The following is a 14,116-nucleotide window of genomic DNA, read 5'->3' on the forward strand; positions in this document are numbered from 1 at the left end:
CCGGCTTTTTTACGCCTTCAATTCGCTTAACGGCTGTGGTTTGCCAATCAAGTAGCCCTGCAAATAATCGACGCCCAGCGCCAGTAACATCGCCTTCTGCGCCTGGGTCTCTACGTACTCTGCGACGACCGTTAACTGTTTCGCCCTCGCGATTTCGATAATGGATTTCACGATAATCGCATCAAGCTGGTCGCTCTCGATTTCGTGCACGAAGCAGCCGTCAATTTTTACGATATCCGCCTGCAGGCTTTTCAGACGCTCATAGTTAGCGTAACCGGTACCGAAGTCATCAATAGCGATAGCGCAACCGAACTCGCTCAGCAGCTGAATATTATGCATGCTGGTATCCGCATTCGAGAACGCCTGTTCTTCGGTTATCTCAATCGTGATATAAGCAGGCGAAACGCGATAACGCTTAAACAGCGCGATAATCTGTGCGGCGCTATCTTTTTGCATCAGCGTATACGGCAGCAAATTAACGGAGAAACGTCGGCCAGGATGGTGATCAAGCTGGCTGAACAGCGTTTCCAGCACCAGCATATCGAAGCGCTGACTGAGGTTGAACTGTGCAATAAGCGGAATAAAACGATCGGGGGTGATAATCGTCTCGCCGCAGCGCATACGGGTGAGGATTTCGTAATAGCCTTCCCCTTCTGCATTCTGAATCGGCTGCGCATATAACAGAAGATTACGCTCGTTCAGCGCTTGTTTAATTTTCGTCAGCATCCGCACCTGTTCGGTCGTTTGATCGGAAACCTCTTCCTGCGCGGTATCTAACGCCAGCACCCGTTGCACGGCGCCAGCCTGCTCCGATAACCAACTAAGCTGGCCGAGCATGGGATGTAATTCCGTCTCAATGCCGCTGTAGCTGCCCCACGCCGCGCCAAACTCTAAATCGAGAGCGTGGTTATGCCAGTTAAATTTTGCGTGGTTAAGCATCGCGACAATGTGATTTAGCCGCGCAGCCGGATCCGGCCCTTCTATCACCAACAATAACTCGCTACCCGGGAGCTGATAAATTTTATCGCGGTGATCCAGGAGCGGCTGCAGACGGCGGGCTATTTGCCGTTTGCACTCTACGCGCATCATCATGCCGTAATGGCGGCTAAGGAAGTCCAGGTTTTCGATGCGCAGACTGCTAATAACCACCCGCGGCGACTGGCGCAAATGTCCCTCCAGAGCCCGCAGATTGGGTAACCCGGTTAACGGATCCTCTTCAGCCCGATCGCGCCAGCGTTGTTTAATTCTGTCGCTACGCGAATAAATATCCGTCATGTAAAACAAACAAATCGTGAATGAAATTAGCACCGACAGGACAAATGACAAGGAGTACCCCGATTGAACACCCTGCAGAAAGTTTTTGTTATAGGCCACTAAAAAGAATGCCGAAATAGCCCACGTAATGCGAATTAACTCATGCCCCAGCCGCCCAATACCAACGAAGTAGAGAATGAAAATAATTGGCACCAGATATCCGGCAATTAAATCGGAATCAAAAGGCGCGCAAAGCACCAGCATGATTGCGATTAATGCTATAAACCAATACACGGTAAAGGTTCTTTTTTCTTTCACCAGCCACGGTTGACAATGACGGGCCCAAAACACCCGCCGATAACGTGGGCTAACTATCATTCTCATCGGATAATAGAAAGCGGTCGTAAAGATTAAGGCGGCACATATCAACGCCTGGATATCAATAACGGAATAGATGATCGAGGCGGTACTAAAGTAGCTGGAAACGGCAAGCGGGAAAGCGAAGAAGCGCCCCGCCAGATACATCGTCAGCTTAAGCAGGATGGGGGCAAAGAAGCCGCCCCAGAAGATACGGCGACCAATATGGCGCTTGGCCGGCCTTCCGCTACGCCATTTTTTCCCCGACAACGAGCGCATGATTGCGAAGGTGAAAAAGACGGAAAATAACTGACAGAATAACAGGATAGCGGCCTGCGTATAAGTTAGATCTATTATAAATGTATTAGTAATTGCAAACGCAACAATCAAAGGAGCAACGGCGTAACGACCGAAAATACAAATGGTTGCGTACATGACGCTTAATGGTAGCCATGCCAGATAAATTTGTTTTCCGTCGATAAGGGTTTGCGGAGAAATTAATCGAGAAAGCGGAATAAAAATCAAACAAACAATTAACGCCAGCAGAGTTTTTTTAACTTTGATGTTAAATATGTCAGTCATTATTGTTAATCAACACCTCTGCGGCTAAAAAATTATAAGCAATCAGAAAATAGTATGTTGGTTAATAATGGCAGGCAAGAAAATAAACCGAGAAAAATTCCTAAATTACGTTGGTTTTTATTTGCTCGATACACGCTGACGTAAGCTTAACGTCATTTACATTGACGGCGCCAAAAGCAAAAACCCCCGCCGTAGCGAGGGTTCGAATTTTGGTGGAGCTAAGCGGGATCGAACCGCTGACCTCTTGCATGCCATGCAAGCGCTCTCCCAGCTGAGCTATAGCCCCACAGGACCTCTTTACGAACCAAATCCGCTGGGTGCAGAATTTGGTGGAGCTAAGCGGGATCGAACCGCTGACCTCTTGCATGCCATGCAAGCGCTCTCCCAGCTGAGCTATAGCCCCGTAACGTAAAGCGTGTCGTGTTGACGGGCGGCATAATATGAATTCCTTCGCCAGGTGTCAACGGCAAAATTACCCCTCCTGATTCAATCGCTGAAAAAGCAGACAAATAGCTGACAATGCGAGCCTTATCGCAGGCAGGCGTTAAACATGTCACTATTTCCTGTAAAAGGATGCTATAACATGAAGCACTAATTCCCACATATTTACTCAGGAAATAGTATGCTCAAGGAACGAATGACTCCGGAAGAAATTGCGCATCTAACTGGCTTTAGCCGACAGACGATTAATAAATGGGTTCGTAAAGAGGGGTGGCAAACTTCTCCGCGGCCTGGCGTACAGGGAGGCAAAGCGCGTCTCGTACACGTTAACGAGCAGGTACGGGAGTTTATCCGCAATGCCCAGCGCGTAGCGGAAACGCCCTCGCCCTATTCGGTCGCTGAGACCGATCTCGAACCCTTATTGCTTACGCTCTGCAAAGAGATGACTCATCGCGAACAGAAGCAGCTAATGTCGCTGCTGCTACGCGAAGGCATTACCGGGTTGTTAAACCGTCTTGGAATACGCGGCCAGTAAAATAAGAATGATGAAACTAAAAGAAAAAATGACGCCTGCGGAGCTTGCCGAAGTTCTGGGTCTGGCCAGACAAACGGTCAACCGTTGGGCGCGAGAACAAAAGTGGCGAACCGAGGCGATTCCCGGCGTCAAAGGCGGGCGTGCGCGTTTGATTGTCATCGACCGGCCAGTGATTGATTTTCTGACCAATATTCCGGCATTTCGTCATCTGAATGAAGAGTATCAGCTCGCCGAACAGCCCGGCGGCTACTTTATCAATGAAGCGGATGCGGTATGGCGGCAAATCGCCGATACGCTGCAGTTAATGACCGCCGCAGAACAAACTCACCTTCGGGATCTACTTGCCCGCGATGGCATTAGTGGCTTCCTGGCGCGGTTAGGTATTAGCCCCGCGATAAAATAGCGGCGAAAAAAAACGGCAGGATTAACCTGCCGCTTGCTTTAGCTTACGCTCGGCCTCAGGACTGCTGGCTTTCGCGCTCGGCGATAAACGCCAGCGCTTTGTTGATACGTTCAACGCTACGGGATTTACCGATCGCGTGAACGGTGACGTCCAGCGCCGGAGACTGACCCGCGCCGGTCACGGCCACACGCAGCGGCATGCCCACTTTCCCCATCCCCACTTCCAGCTCATCGGCGGTCGCCTGAATCGCATGGTGGACATTTTCCGCCGACCAGTCGCTAATGGCCGCCAGCTTATCGCGAACCACTTCCAGCGGCTGACGCGCCACCGGGCGCAGGTGTTTCTTCGCCGCATCGGCGTCGAACTCGGCGAACTCTTCATAGAAGTAGCGGCAGCTCTGGGCAATCTCTTTCAGCGTTTTGCAACGCTCGCCCAGCAGCTTAACCAGCTCGGACAACTGCGGGCCGTTACGGGTATCGATATTTTCCTGCTCAATGTGCCACTGCAGATGCGTCGCCACATATTCCGCCGGCAGCGTGTTGATATAGTGATGGTTTAACCACAGCAGTTTATCGGTGTTGAACGCACTGGCAGACTTGCTCACCGCGCCCAGCGAGAAGAACTCGATCATCTCTTCGCGAGTGAAGATCTCCTGATCGCCATGAGACCAGCCCAGGCGCACCAGATAGTTCAGCAGCGCTTCCGGCAGGTAGCCGTCGTCACGGTACTGCATCACGCTCACCGCGCCGTGGCGCTTGGAAAGTTTTTTACCGTCATCGCCGTTGATCATCGATACGTGCGCATACACCGGCACCGGCGCATTCAGCGCTTTAAGAATGTTGATCTGGCGCGGGGTATTGTTGATGTGGTCTTCGCCGCGGATCACGTGGGTGATCGCCATATCCCAGTCATCCACCACGACGCAGAAGTTGTAGGTCGGGGAGCCGTCGGTACGGCGAATGATCAGATCGTCCAGCTCCTGGTTGCTGAATTCGATCGGCCCGCGGATCTGGTCGTCAAAGATAACCGAACCTTCCTGCGGGTTGGCAAAACGCACGACGCACGGCTCGTCGGCGGCGTGATGCTGATGATCATGGCGGCAGCGACCGTCGTAGCGCGGCTTTTCACCGTTAGCCATCTGTTCTTCACGCAGCGCGTCGAGACGTTCTTTCGAGCAGTAGCATTTATATGCTGTGCCTGCTTCCAGCATTTCATCAATAACCGCGTTATAGCGATCGAAACGTTTAGTCTGGAAATACGGGCCTTCGTCCCATTCCAGATTCAGCCAGTTCATCCCATCCATGATGGCTTCAATTGCTTCCGGGGTGGAGCGTTCGAGATCGGTGTCTTCAATACGCAGCACAAACTCACCGCCGTGGTTACGTGCAAAAAGCCAGGAATAGAGAGCAGTACGCGCACCGCCAACGTGCAGATAGCCTGTTGGGCTTGGCGCGAAGCGAGTTTTGATTTTCATGAATTGGCCTTACGTTTAATAAAGATGCCGATAGCCGGCAGTGTTCTTGGAATTGATAGGGGAATATTCTAACACCACAGGCTGATTCCTCAATGTAGATCCCGCCTCAACATCACGCTTTACCATTTTTGTTTATAAATCATACACAGAAGCTGATTTTGCGATCGCTTTGTTTAATTTTACGACGAACAAACAAATTATTTAGAAAAGGCGTTGACTCAATTTCAACTCTCCCTATAATGCGACTCCACACAGCGGGGGTGATTAGCTCAGCTGGGAGAGCACCTCCCTTACAAGGAGGGGGTCGGCGGTTCGATCCCGTCATCACCCACCAACTACTTAAAGTAGTCTCCGCCGTGTAGAACAGAAAATTGAGAAGTGGGTGATTAGCTCAGCTGGGAGAGCACCTCCCTTACAAGGAGGGGGTCGGCGGTTCGATCCCGTCATCACCCACCACTTTCTCGCCAGCTGGATTTTCTGTCAAAATGTGAAGTACCGAAGTGGGTGATTAGCTCAGCTGGGAGAGCACCTCCCTTACAAGGAGGGGGTCGGCGGTTCGATCCCGTCATCACCCACCACTTCGGGTCGTTAGCTCAGTTGGTAGAGCAGTTGACTTTTAATCAATTGGTCGCAGGTTCGAATCCTGCACGACCCACCAATGTAAAAAGGCGCCCTAAAGGCGCCTTTTTGCTATGCGCAGAACTTTAAGATTCGAACCTGCAGCAGGTTCGGGTCGAACGCAGTGAGACAACGGCGCCGCTTGCGGCGATGGCCCGTAGGGCGAGGCGAAGCCGAGTCATCCTGCACGACCCACCAATGTAAAAAGGCGCCCTAAAGGCGCCTTTTTGCTATGCGCAGAGCTCAGCGCCCAGGCAAAAAACTTCAGCGCTGATACAGCGGGTCCTCAATTCTGGCTGATGTCAGGTTTGCGCCCTCTTCTCGCACGATTTCCCACAGCGCCTGCGCCGCGGTCGACAGCGAACGGTTTTTTCGCTGCGCCAGCATCAATTGGCGTTCCACAACCGGGGTTAATCTTTTTACCTGCAAACGGCTGCCCTGCGGCAAGGGTAAAGCCAGCGCCGGCAGTACGCTAATACCAATCCCCGATTCCACCATCGGGAATAGCGTCGCCGGATGACCAATCTCCTGCACGATATCGGCTTTGATGGCGAAACGCGCCAGCGCGGCATCAATCAGCGGCCGACTGCCGGAAGCATAGTCCTGCAATACCAGCCTCTCCCCTTGCAACTCCTGCCAGTTGACCGATGACTGCAGGGAAAAGCGGTGATCCTCACGACATAACAACAGAAAAGGTTCCGCCAATACGGACTCGCACTGCAAGTCTGCCGCCGTCCCCGGATCGATAACGATACCAAAATCAACCTCTCCCTGACGGATACTTTCCAGCACCCACTGCTGCGGCCTGTCATGCAGTACGAAATCAATATCCGGATAGCGGCGATTGCTATGAGCGATGCATTGCGGGATCAGATGCGCCGAGATGGTCTGGCTGGCGGCGACGCGCACGGTCCCCGTCAGCTGCTGCCCTACCCGCCCCGCTTCGCGCAGGGTCACATGGAGTTCATCAAGCAAACGCTCAAGCTTGCCCGCCAGCTGATGGCCTGCTTCGGTGAGCACCACTTCACGCGTCGTTCTGTCGAGCAAACGTACGCCGGTCTGGTGCTCCAGTTCCTTAACGCTATGGCTCACTGCCGACTGGCTAAGACCAATAATTTCCCCGGCACGGCTAAAACTGCGCGCCCTGGCGACGGTGACAAAGACCTTTAACTGACGTAACGAATAATTCATCTGTTTTATTCATGAATAGATGCAATAAATCAATTTTATTTCTCAAAACAAAGAAAGCACAATAGCGGCATCGAATTTCAGGAGCGTTTATGAAACTTTTCCGCATTCTTGATCCATTTACACTGACATTGATCACCGTGGTTCTGCTGGCCTCGTTCTTCCCGGCGCGCGGCGAATTCGTCCCTTTCGTCGAGCATCTCACCACCGCCGCCATCGCGCTGTTATTCTTTATGCACGGCGCCAAGCTGTCGCGTGAAGCCATTATCGCCGGCGGCAGCCACTGGCGTTTACACCTGTGGGTGATGTGCAGCACCTTTATTGTTTTTCCGGTTCTGGGGGTTCTGTTTGCGTGGTGGGCGCCGATTAAGGTCGACCCGATGCTCTATAGCGGTTTTATTTACCTTTGTATCTTACCGGCGACCGTACAGTCAGCTATTGCTTTTACTTCGCTCGCCGGCGGTAACGTCGCCGCGGCGGTCTGTTCCGCTTCAGCGTCAAGTCTGCTCGGTATTTTTGTCTCGCCATTGCTGGTAGGACTGTTGATGCATTTGCATGGCGCTGGCGGCGATCTGGAACAGGTCGGTAAGATCATGCTGCAGTTGCTGCTGCCGTTTGTTCTTGGACACTTGTCGCGCCCGTGGATCGGTAGCTGGGTGGCGAAACATAAAAAATGGATTGGCAAAACCGACCAGACCTCAATCCTGCTGGTGGTCTACTCCGCCTTTAGCGAAGCCGTCGTCAATGGAATCTGGCATAAAGTGGGCGTAGGGTCGCTGTTGTTTATCGTCGTTGTCAGCCTGGTGCTATTGGCCATTGTCATCGCGATCAACGTTTTTGTTGCCCGCCGCTGCGGCTTTAGCAAGCCGGATGAAATTACCATCGTCTTCTGCGGCTCGAAAAAGAGCCTGGCGAACGGGATACCGATGGCGAATATCCTGTTCCCGGCATCGATTCTGGGGATAATGGTGCTGCCGCTAATGATATTCCATCAGATCCAACTGATGGTCTGCGCCGTGCTGGCTCGTCGCTATAAAGCGCAAACAGACGCCCAACAGGCGCAGGAGAAATCCCGCGCTACGGCAGGTTAACGCGGTTGCTTCAGGGGCTGCACCAGTTGCGTCAGCCCCTCGGTCTTGATTAGTAAGGTCAACGCCATCAGCTCGCCGAGATGCCCGGCAGGGAATTGATCCTTACGGGCAAACCACAGCAAATACTCTTCCGGGACGTCGATCAAACGGCGCCCCTTATATTTGCCAAATGGCATCTCGGTATTAGCAATCTCGATGAGCTGCGCTTTATCCACGTTATTCTCCCAGCAGGCGCATCATTTCGGCTTCGTCGATAACCTCAATGCCTAACTCCTGCGCCTTCGCAAGCTTAGAGCCCGCCGCTTCGCCGGCAATCACCAGATCGGTTTTCTTCGACACGCTGCCGGCGACTTTCGCCCCCATCGCGACCAGCCGCGCTTTGGCTTCATCGCGCGACAGCTGGCTCAGGCTACCGGTTAATACCACGGTTTTACCAGCAAACGGACTGTCAATTTCTTCCGCCTTCACCACCACCGGCGCCGGCCAGCGGACGCCTTCAGCGCGCAGTTGCGCGATGACCTCGCGGTTGCTCTCTTCGGCGAAGAAGTTAAAAGTATGCGTGGCGACGACAATCCCGACGTCAGGCACCTTCTGCAGTTCCTCAATTGAAGCCTGTTCCAGCGCTTCAATTGTGCCAAAATGCGCCGCCAGTCCCGCTGCTGTCGCTTCGCCAACTTCCCGGATACCGAGCGCGTAAAGGAAGCGGGCAAAAGTCGTCTCTTTCGCTTTCTCCAGCGCGTTGACCACATTTTGCGCCGATTTAGGCCCCATGCGATCCAGCCCGGTTAGTTTGCCCGCGCTGAGACGGAACAGATCGGCTGGCGTATGGACGTACTCTTTCTCAACCAACTGATCGATGATTTTATCGCCCATACCGTCGACATCCAGCGCCCGTCGGGAGACAAAGTGCTTCAGCGCTTCTTTACGCTGTGCGCCGCAGATAAGCCCACCGGTACAGCGCGCCACCGCTTCCCCTTCCACGCGTTCAACATCGGAATGACATACCGGGCAATGGGTTGGGAAGATGATTTCACGCGTATGTTCCGGGCGTTCAGAAAGCACTACGTTGACGACCTGCGGGATCACGTCCCCCGCGCGGCGAATCACCACTTTGTCGCCAATACGCAGACCTAAACGTTCGATTTCGTCGGCGTTATGCAGCGTGGCGTTACTGACCAGTACCCCGGCCACGTGCACCGGTTCAAGGCGCGCTACCGGCGTAATCGCCCCGGTACGGCCAACCTGGAATTCCACATCGTTGACAAAAGTCATCTGCTCTTGGGCCGGGAATTTAAAGGCTACCGCCCAGCGCGGGGCACGGGCGACGAAACCAAGCTGCTCCTGCAGCGCCAGCGAATCGACTTTAATTACCACGCCGTCAATATCAAAACCAAGTTTCGGACGATCTTCTTCAACCTGGCGATAGTAAGTGAGCACTTCCTCTGGAGAATGACACAGCATCACGCGGTCGCTCACCGGTAGCCCCCACTGCTTAAACTGCTGTAAACGGGCAGAGTGGCTGGCCGGCAGTTCGCCGCCTTCCAGCACGCCAACGCCGTAGCAGAAGAAAGTAAGCGGTCGCTTCGCGGTAATACGCGGGTCCAACTGGCGCAACGAGCCCGCAGCGGCATTGCGCGGGTTAGCAAACACTTTACCGCCGGTGCGGCGGGCTTCTTCATTAATTTTTTCAAATCCAGCCTGCGGCAGGAACACTTCTCCGCGCACTTCCAGACGCGCCGGGATATTGTCGCCGCGTAGCTTCAACGGAATAGCGCGAATGGTGCGCACGTTGGAGGTAATATCCTCGCCGGTGGTGCCATCGCCACGGGTCGCCGCCTGCATCAGCACGCCGTTTTCATAGAGGATGCTGACCGCCAGGCCATCGAGCTTGAGCTCGCAGCACCAGGTCAGATCCGTCGTATCGCTTAAACGGTCCTGCACGCGTTTGTTAAAGGCGAGGAAACTCTCTTCATCAAAGACGTTATCCAGCGATAGCATTGGCACTTCATGGCGAATCTGGCTAAAAGAGGCCAATGGCGCCGCGCCAACGCGCTGGGTTGGCGAGTCAGGGGTAATCAGTTCAGGATGTTGCGCTTCGAGTTCGCGCAGTTCGCGCATCAGCCGGTCATATTCCGCATCGGGAATCTCCGGGGTGTCCATAACATGATACAGATATTCATGATGGCGAAGGGTGGTTCGCAGTTCAGTCAGTTTTTGTTCGATTGGTTCCATATCGCACCATCAATGATAAAAAACCCCCGACGGGCGGGGGTTCAGATTAAGCAGACGACACGCTAGCGCGTAGAAATCAGGCGTTAGCCTCTTTTACTTCGCGAATACGATCCTGGTACTCACGCAGTTTCTGCGGCGTCATCATCCGACGCTGGTCGTCAAGCACCACGCCGCCAACTTCATCGGCGATGTACTGCGCCGACTGCAGCATCAGTTTAAAGTTTTGCAGCTCGTCGCCAAACGACGGCACCTGCATAAAGATAGTCACGCCCGGCGTGGTCATATCCACCATCGCATCCGGATTAAAGGTGCCAGGTTTAACCATGTTCGCCAGGCTGAACAATACCTGTCCGCTACCGTCCGGGCTTAAATGACGATGGAAAATATTCATATCGCCAAACTTAAAGCCGGCCTGCTGGATGCTGTTGATCAGCAATTCACCATTAAGCTGCGAACCGTGATGCGCGGCGACGTTCATCACGATGACCGTCTCTTTGCGCTCTTTTGGCTGCGGCGCGGCGGCGGGCTGCTGAGGTTCAGCGGCTGGCGCAACAGGCGCCTGTTGCGGCTGTGGCGCGGCTGGCTGTTGAACCGGCGCAGGTTGTTGAGCAACAGGTTGTTGGACTGGCGCCGGCTGTTGCGCTACAGGCTGCTGCGGCGCAGGCTGCACCGGCTGCTGATATTGCGGCGGTACCGGCTGCGGCTGATGAACCGGCTGCGCTGGATGTACCGGCTGAGCAGGGGCAACATGATGCGGCGGCTGGGCCTGCGGCTGCGGAGCAACAGGCTGCTGCGGGCGCGGCGCGTGCGGCGGCGCCTGATGCACCGGCTCGTCCTGACGCACAGGTTGCTGCACCTGACGCTCGTACGGAGGCTGATACTGGTGTTGCGGCGCCTGACGAGGTGCTTCTTGCTCCCCATATGCGCCGTTCGGGGCGTGATTAACCCGGTGAACGCGAACTTCACCTACGCCTTCAACATCGTCATCAAAGTCATCGCCTTCCGATGTTTCATCGTCGCGAGACTTCATACGTTTCAGTGGGCGATCGCGGAACATCGAGGAACGCTCTTTACGGCTGGTCCAGAAACCATGTACCAGTAAAGCGATTATGGCGATCGCGCCAACAATGATTAATATCAGACGCAAATCCTGCATCATTATATTCTCTGTTGTTCTAACACCTTGCCACCACGGCAAACATTTACTCACTAAGAGTATTTGCCGATTACATCAAGTGCAAGTGCGTCTGCCCCTTTCACCCCATAAAGATGAACTAAATCGTGCTTTTTGCTGTTTTTTCGAACATTTCCTAACTGGTTATTGTCTGGCAACCCGATAAAATAAGCGGGCATTCACACTGAATGTTAAAAAAGGAGCATCGCCTGACTATGGTTTCATCATCCGCAACTACCCCACGTAGCGGCGTCTACTATTTTTCACAAGGCTGGAAACTCATCAGGCTGCCAGGGATCCGACGTTTCGTGTTCCTGCCTTTATTAGTTAACGTGATTCTGATGGGCGGCGCGTTCTGGTGGCTGTTTACCCGTCTCGATAGCTGGATCCCTTCATTAATGAGCCATGTGCCTGAATGGCTTCAGTGGTTAAACTACCTGCTGTGGCCGGTGGCGGTTATCTCTATTTTGTTGGTATTTGGTTACTTCTTTTCGACCATCGCCAACTGGATTGCCGCGCCGTTTAGCGGCCTGCTGGCGGAACAGCTCGAAGCGCGGCTGACCGGCGCGACGCCGCCGGACGTTGGCGTATTCGGCATTATGAAAGATGTCCCGCGCATTATGAAACGCGAATGGCAAAAGTTTGCCTGGTACCTGCCGCGCGCCATCGTTCTGTTGCTGCTGTACTTTATCCCCGGCATTGGTCAAACCGTCGCGCCGGTACTGTGGTTCCTGTTTAGCGCCTGGATGCTGGCCATTCAGTACTGCGACTATCCGTTCGATAACCATAAAGTGCCGTTTAAAACCATGCGCGAGGCGCTGCGCTCGCGGAAGGTCATTAACATGCAGTTTGGCGCGCTGACCAGCCTGTTCACCATGATCCCGGTTCTCAACCTGGTGATTTTGCCAGTCGCTATCTGCGGCGCGACGGCGATGTGGGTGGATTGCTACCGCGATAAGCACGCGATGTGGAAATAGCGCGCTTAGCTGTCTCTTTCGGGGCGGTTCACGCCGCCCCTTATTTCCGTCTTATTCCTTCTTGCTCATCATTATTTCCCTTCAGCATATAGATATGCTAAATCCTTACTTCCGGATATTGTTTAAGCGGGTATGCTGAAGCCGTACCCCCAAATTTCATACAGTTAAGGACGGGCCATGAGTAAGATTTTTGAAGACAACTCCCTGACTATCGGTCATACGCCGCTGGTACGACTGAACCGCATCGGTAATGGCCGAATCCTGGCCAAGGTAGAATCTCGTAACCCGAGCTTTAGCGTTAAATGCCGTATCGGCGCCAATATGATTTGGGATGCTGAAAAGCGCGGCGTACTGAAACCGGGTGTGGAACTGGTTGAACCAACCAGCGGCAACACCGGTATTGCCCTTGCCTACGTCGCCGCCGCTCGCGGCTACAAACTGACGCTGACCATGCCGGAAACCATGAGCGTGGAACGCCGCAAGCTGCTGAAAGCGCTGGGCGCTAACCTGGTGCTGACCGAAGGCGCGAAAGGCATGAAAGGCGCCATCCAGAAGGCGGAAGAGATTGTCGCCAGCGACCCGGAAAAGTATCTGCTGCTGCAGCAGTTCAGTAACCCGGCGAACCCGGAAATTCACGAAAAAACCACCGGCCCGGAAATCTGGGAAGACACCGATGGCCAGGTTGACGTCTTTATTTCCGGCGTCGGTACCGGCGGTACTCTGACCGGTGTTTCTCGTTATATTAAAGGCACGAAAGGCAAAAAAGATCTGATTACCGTCGCCGTTGAGCCGACCGACTCGCCGGTTATCACTCAGGCGCTGGCTGGCGAAGAGCTGAAACCTGGCCCGCACAAAATTCAGGGCATCGGCGCCGGCTTTATCCCGGGCAACCTCGACCTGAAACTGGTCGATAAAGTGGTCGCTATTACCAATGAAGAGGCTATCTCCACCGCCCGTCGCCTGATGGAAGAAGAAGGCATTCTGGCCGGTATCTCTTCCGGCGCGGCTGTCGCCGCGGCGTTAAAGCTGCAGGAAGATGAAGCCTTTACCAATAAGAATATTGTGGTTATCCTACCGTCTTCCGGTGAGCGTTATTTAAGCACGGCGCTGTTCGCAGATCTCTTCACCGAGAAAGAATTGCAACAGTAGTGCCAGTTTGTAAAAACCGTGTAAAAAAGCACCTTTTCGGGTGCTTTTTTGTGGCATACGTCAAAGTTTTACCCCTCCTGGCATTGATTCACCTCGTAGGGTCTGGTATTTAACCAGCACATTTATTTTGAAGCGCGAAATTATTCAGATTTGGATTTCCGCACGCTGAATCGATTTTATGATTTGGTTCAAGTCTTCCTTTCGCGGCATAATGTTTAATGAAGTGCTAGACGTCAACGGACTTAAGGTCCTCTCAGCGGTTTCGCTGCTGACGCCTTAGCCACACACGTAACGCCGGCGCTAACAATACAGGCTAAAGTTTGGTCGTTAGGCTAGACTTTAGGTCCACAACACTAAACCTATAAGTTGGGGAAATATAATGTTCCAGCAAGAAGTTACCATTACCGCTCCGAACGGTCTGCACACCCGCCCTGCTGCTCAGTTTGTTAAAGAAGCGAAAGGCTTCACTTCTGAGATCACTGTAACCTCCAACGGCAAAAGCGCCAGCGCAAAAAGCCTGTTCAAACTGCAAACTCTGGGCCTGACTCAGGGTACCGTTGTGACCATCTCCGCTGAAGGCGAAGATGAGCAAAAAGCAGTTGAGCATCTGGTTAAACTGATGGCTGAACTCGAGTAAGTTC

The 14,116-nt window shown here is 53.4% G+C and carries 12 protein-coding genes, 6 tRNA genes and 1 other RNA gene; 11 read left to right on the top strand and 8 right to left on the bottom strand.

What is annotated here, in order from left to right:
- Positions 1-9 precede the first annotated feature (9 nt).
- The 3 genes from PGR10_RS09125 to PGR10_RS09135 all read right to left on the bottom strand — a co-directional run bounded on the left by PGR10_RS09125 (position 10) and on the right by PGR10_RS09135 (position 2,596).
- Positions 10-2,193 (bottom strand): EAL domain-containing protein, encoded by a 2,184-nt coding sequence (locus PGR10_RS09125; protein ID WP_430923379.1) that lies wholly within the window; start codon positions 2,191-2,193, stop codon positions 10-12.
- A 210-nt stretch (positions 2,194-2,403) separates the two neighbouring features.
- Positions 2,404-2,479 (bottom strand) — tRNA-Ala (locus PGR10_RS09130).
- 41 nt (positions 2,480-2,520) lie between these two features.
- Positions 2,521-2,596: transfer RNA gene (locus PGR10_RS09135), tRNA-Ala, on the bottom strand.
- Between the two features lie 219 nt (positions 2,597-2,815).
- Between PGR10_RS09135 and PGR10_RS09140 the strand changes: the two genes are divergently transcribed.
- Positions 2,816-3,169, top strand: a complete 354-nt coding sequence (locus PGR10_RS09140; RefSeq protein WP_013878158.1) for a YfeC-like transcriptional regulator — start codon at positions 2,816-2,818, stop codon at positions 3,167-3,169.
- Between the two features lie 7 nt (positions 3,170-3,176).
- The gene (locus tag PGR10_RS09145; RefSeq protein ID WP_430919864.1) at positions 3,177-3,572 is read left to right on the top strand and encodes a YfeC-like transcriptional regulator; all 396 of its coding nucleotides are present in this window, start codon (positions 3,177-3,179) and stop codon (positions 3,570-3,572) included.
- A 55-nt stretch (positions 3,573-3,627) separates the two neighbouring features.
- On the opposite strand, the gene gltX is transcribed toward PGR10_RS09145, so the two are convergent.
- Positions 3,628-5,046 carry a glutamate--tRNA ligase gene (gltX, locus tag PGR10_RS09150; protein WP_271031781.1) on the bottom strand — a complete coding sequence of 473 codons (1,419 nt, stop codon included), beginning with the start codon at positions 5,044-5,046 and terminating at the stop codon, positions 3,628-3,630.
- 258 nt (positions 5,047-5,304) lie between these two features.
- On the opposite strand from gltX, the gene PGR10_RS09155 reads away from it, so the two are divergent.
- The 5 genes from PGR10_RS09155 (at position 5,305) to PGR10_RS09175 (ending at position 5,862) form a co-directional block, all read left to right on the top strand.
- Positions 5,305-5,380, top strand: a tRNA-Val gene (locus PGR10_RS09155).
- A gap of 46 nt (positions 5,381-5,426) precedes the next feature.
- A tRNA-Val gene (locus PGR10_RS09160) sits at positions 5,427-5,502 on the top strand.
- A 46-nt stretch (positions 5,503-5,548) separates the two neighbouring features.
- Positions 5,549-5,624 (top strand) — tRNA-Val (locus tag PGR10_RS09165).
- 4 nt (positions 5,625-5,628) lie between these two features.
- Positions 5,629-5,704, top strand: a tRNA-Lys gene (locus tag PGR10_RS09170).
- A 22-nt stretch (positions 5,705-5,726) separates the two neighbouring features.
- Positions 5,727-5,862: non-coding RNA, RtT sRNA (locus PGR10_RS09175), on the top strand.
- A 66-nt stretch (positions 5,863-5,928) separates the two neighbouring features.
- Here the strand turns inward: PGR10_RS09175 and PGR10_RS09180 are convergent.
- Positions 5,929-6,855: a LysR family transcriptional regulator gene (locus tag PGR10_RS09180; RefSeq protein WP_430923380.1), complete on the bottom strand. Its 927-nt coding sequence runs from the start codon at positions 6,853-6,855 to the stop codon at positions 5,929-5,931.
- Between the two features lie 89 nt (positions 6,856-6,944).
- Here PGR10_RS09180 and PGR10_RS09185 point away from each other — a divergent pair, with 89 nt between their 5' ends.
- Positions 6,945-7,943 (top strand): bile acid:sodium symporter family protein, encoded by a 999-nt coding sequence (locus PGR10_RS09185; RefSeq protein ID WP_013878163.1) that lies wholly within the window; start codon positions 6,945-6,947, stop codon positions 7,941-7,943.
- Here the strand turns inward: PGR10_RS09185 and PGR10_RS09190 are convergent.
- From PGR10_RS09190 to zipA, 3 genes are all read right to left on the bottom strand, one after another.
- Entirely contained in the window at positions 7,940-8,158 is a 219-nt protein-coding gene (locus PGR10_RS09190; protein WP_013878164.1) for a DUF3820 family protein, read from the bottom strand. The two genes, PGR10_RS09185 and PGR10_RS09190, sit on opposite strands and share 4 nt — an antisense overlap.
- Before the next feature lies 1 nt (position 8,159).
- Positions 8,160-10,175, bottom strand: a complete 2,016-nt coding sequence (gene ligA / locus PGR10_RS09195) for an NAD-dependent DNA ligase LigA (RefSeq protein ID WP_430923381.1) — start codon at positions 10,173-10,175, stop codon at positions 8,160-8,162.
- Between the two features lie 76 nt (positions 10,176-10,251).
- A complete protein-coding gene (zipA, locus tag PGR10_RS09200; RefSeq protein ID WP_213317530.1) occupies positions 10,252-11,334 on the bottom strand; it encodes a cell division protein ZipA in 1,083 nt (360 codons plus the stop codon).
- A 230-nt stretch (positions 11,335-11,564) separates the two neighbouring features.
- On the opposite strand from zipA, the gene cysZ reads away from it, so the two are divergent.
- The 3 genes from cysZ to ptsH all read left to right on the top strand — a co-directional run bounded on the left by cysZ (position 11,565) and on the right by ptsH (position 14,112).
- Positions 11,565-12,326, top strand: a complete 762-nt coding sequence (gene cysZ, locus PGR10_RS09205; protein WP_049060291.1) for a sulfate transporter CysZ — start codon at positions 11,565-11,567, stop codon at positions 12,324-12,326.
- A gap of 177 nt (positions 12,327-12,503) precedes the next feature.
- Positions 12,504-13,475 (top strand): cysteine synthase A, encoded by a 972-nt coding sequence (gene cysK, locus PGR10_RS09210; protein ID WP_045362238.1) that lies wholly within the window; start codon positions 12,504-12,506, stop codon positions 13,473-13,475.
- 379 nt (positions 13,476-13,854) lie between these two features.
- A complete protein-coding gene (gene ptsH / locus PGR10_RS09215; protein WP_000487600.1) occupies positions 13,855-14,112 on the top strand; it encodes a phosphocarrier protein Hpr in 258 nt (85 codons plus the stop codon).
- Positions 14,113-14,116 lie beyond the last annotated feature (4 nt).

It is taken from the genome of Klebsiella sp. 141198, assembly GCF_050600785.1.
GTDB lineage: Bacteria > Pseudomonadota > Gammaproteobacteria > Enterobacterales > Enterobacteriaceae > Klebsiella > Klebsiella aerogenes.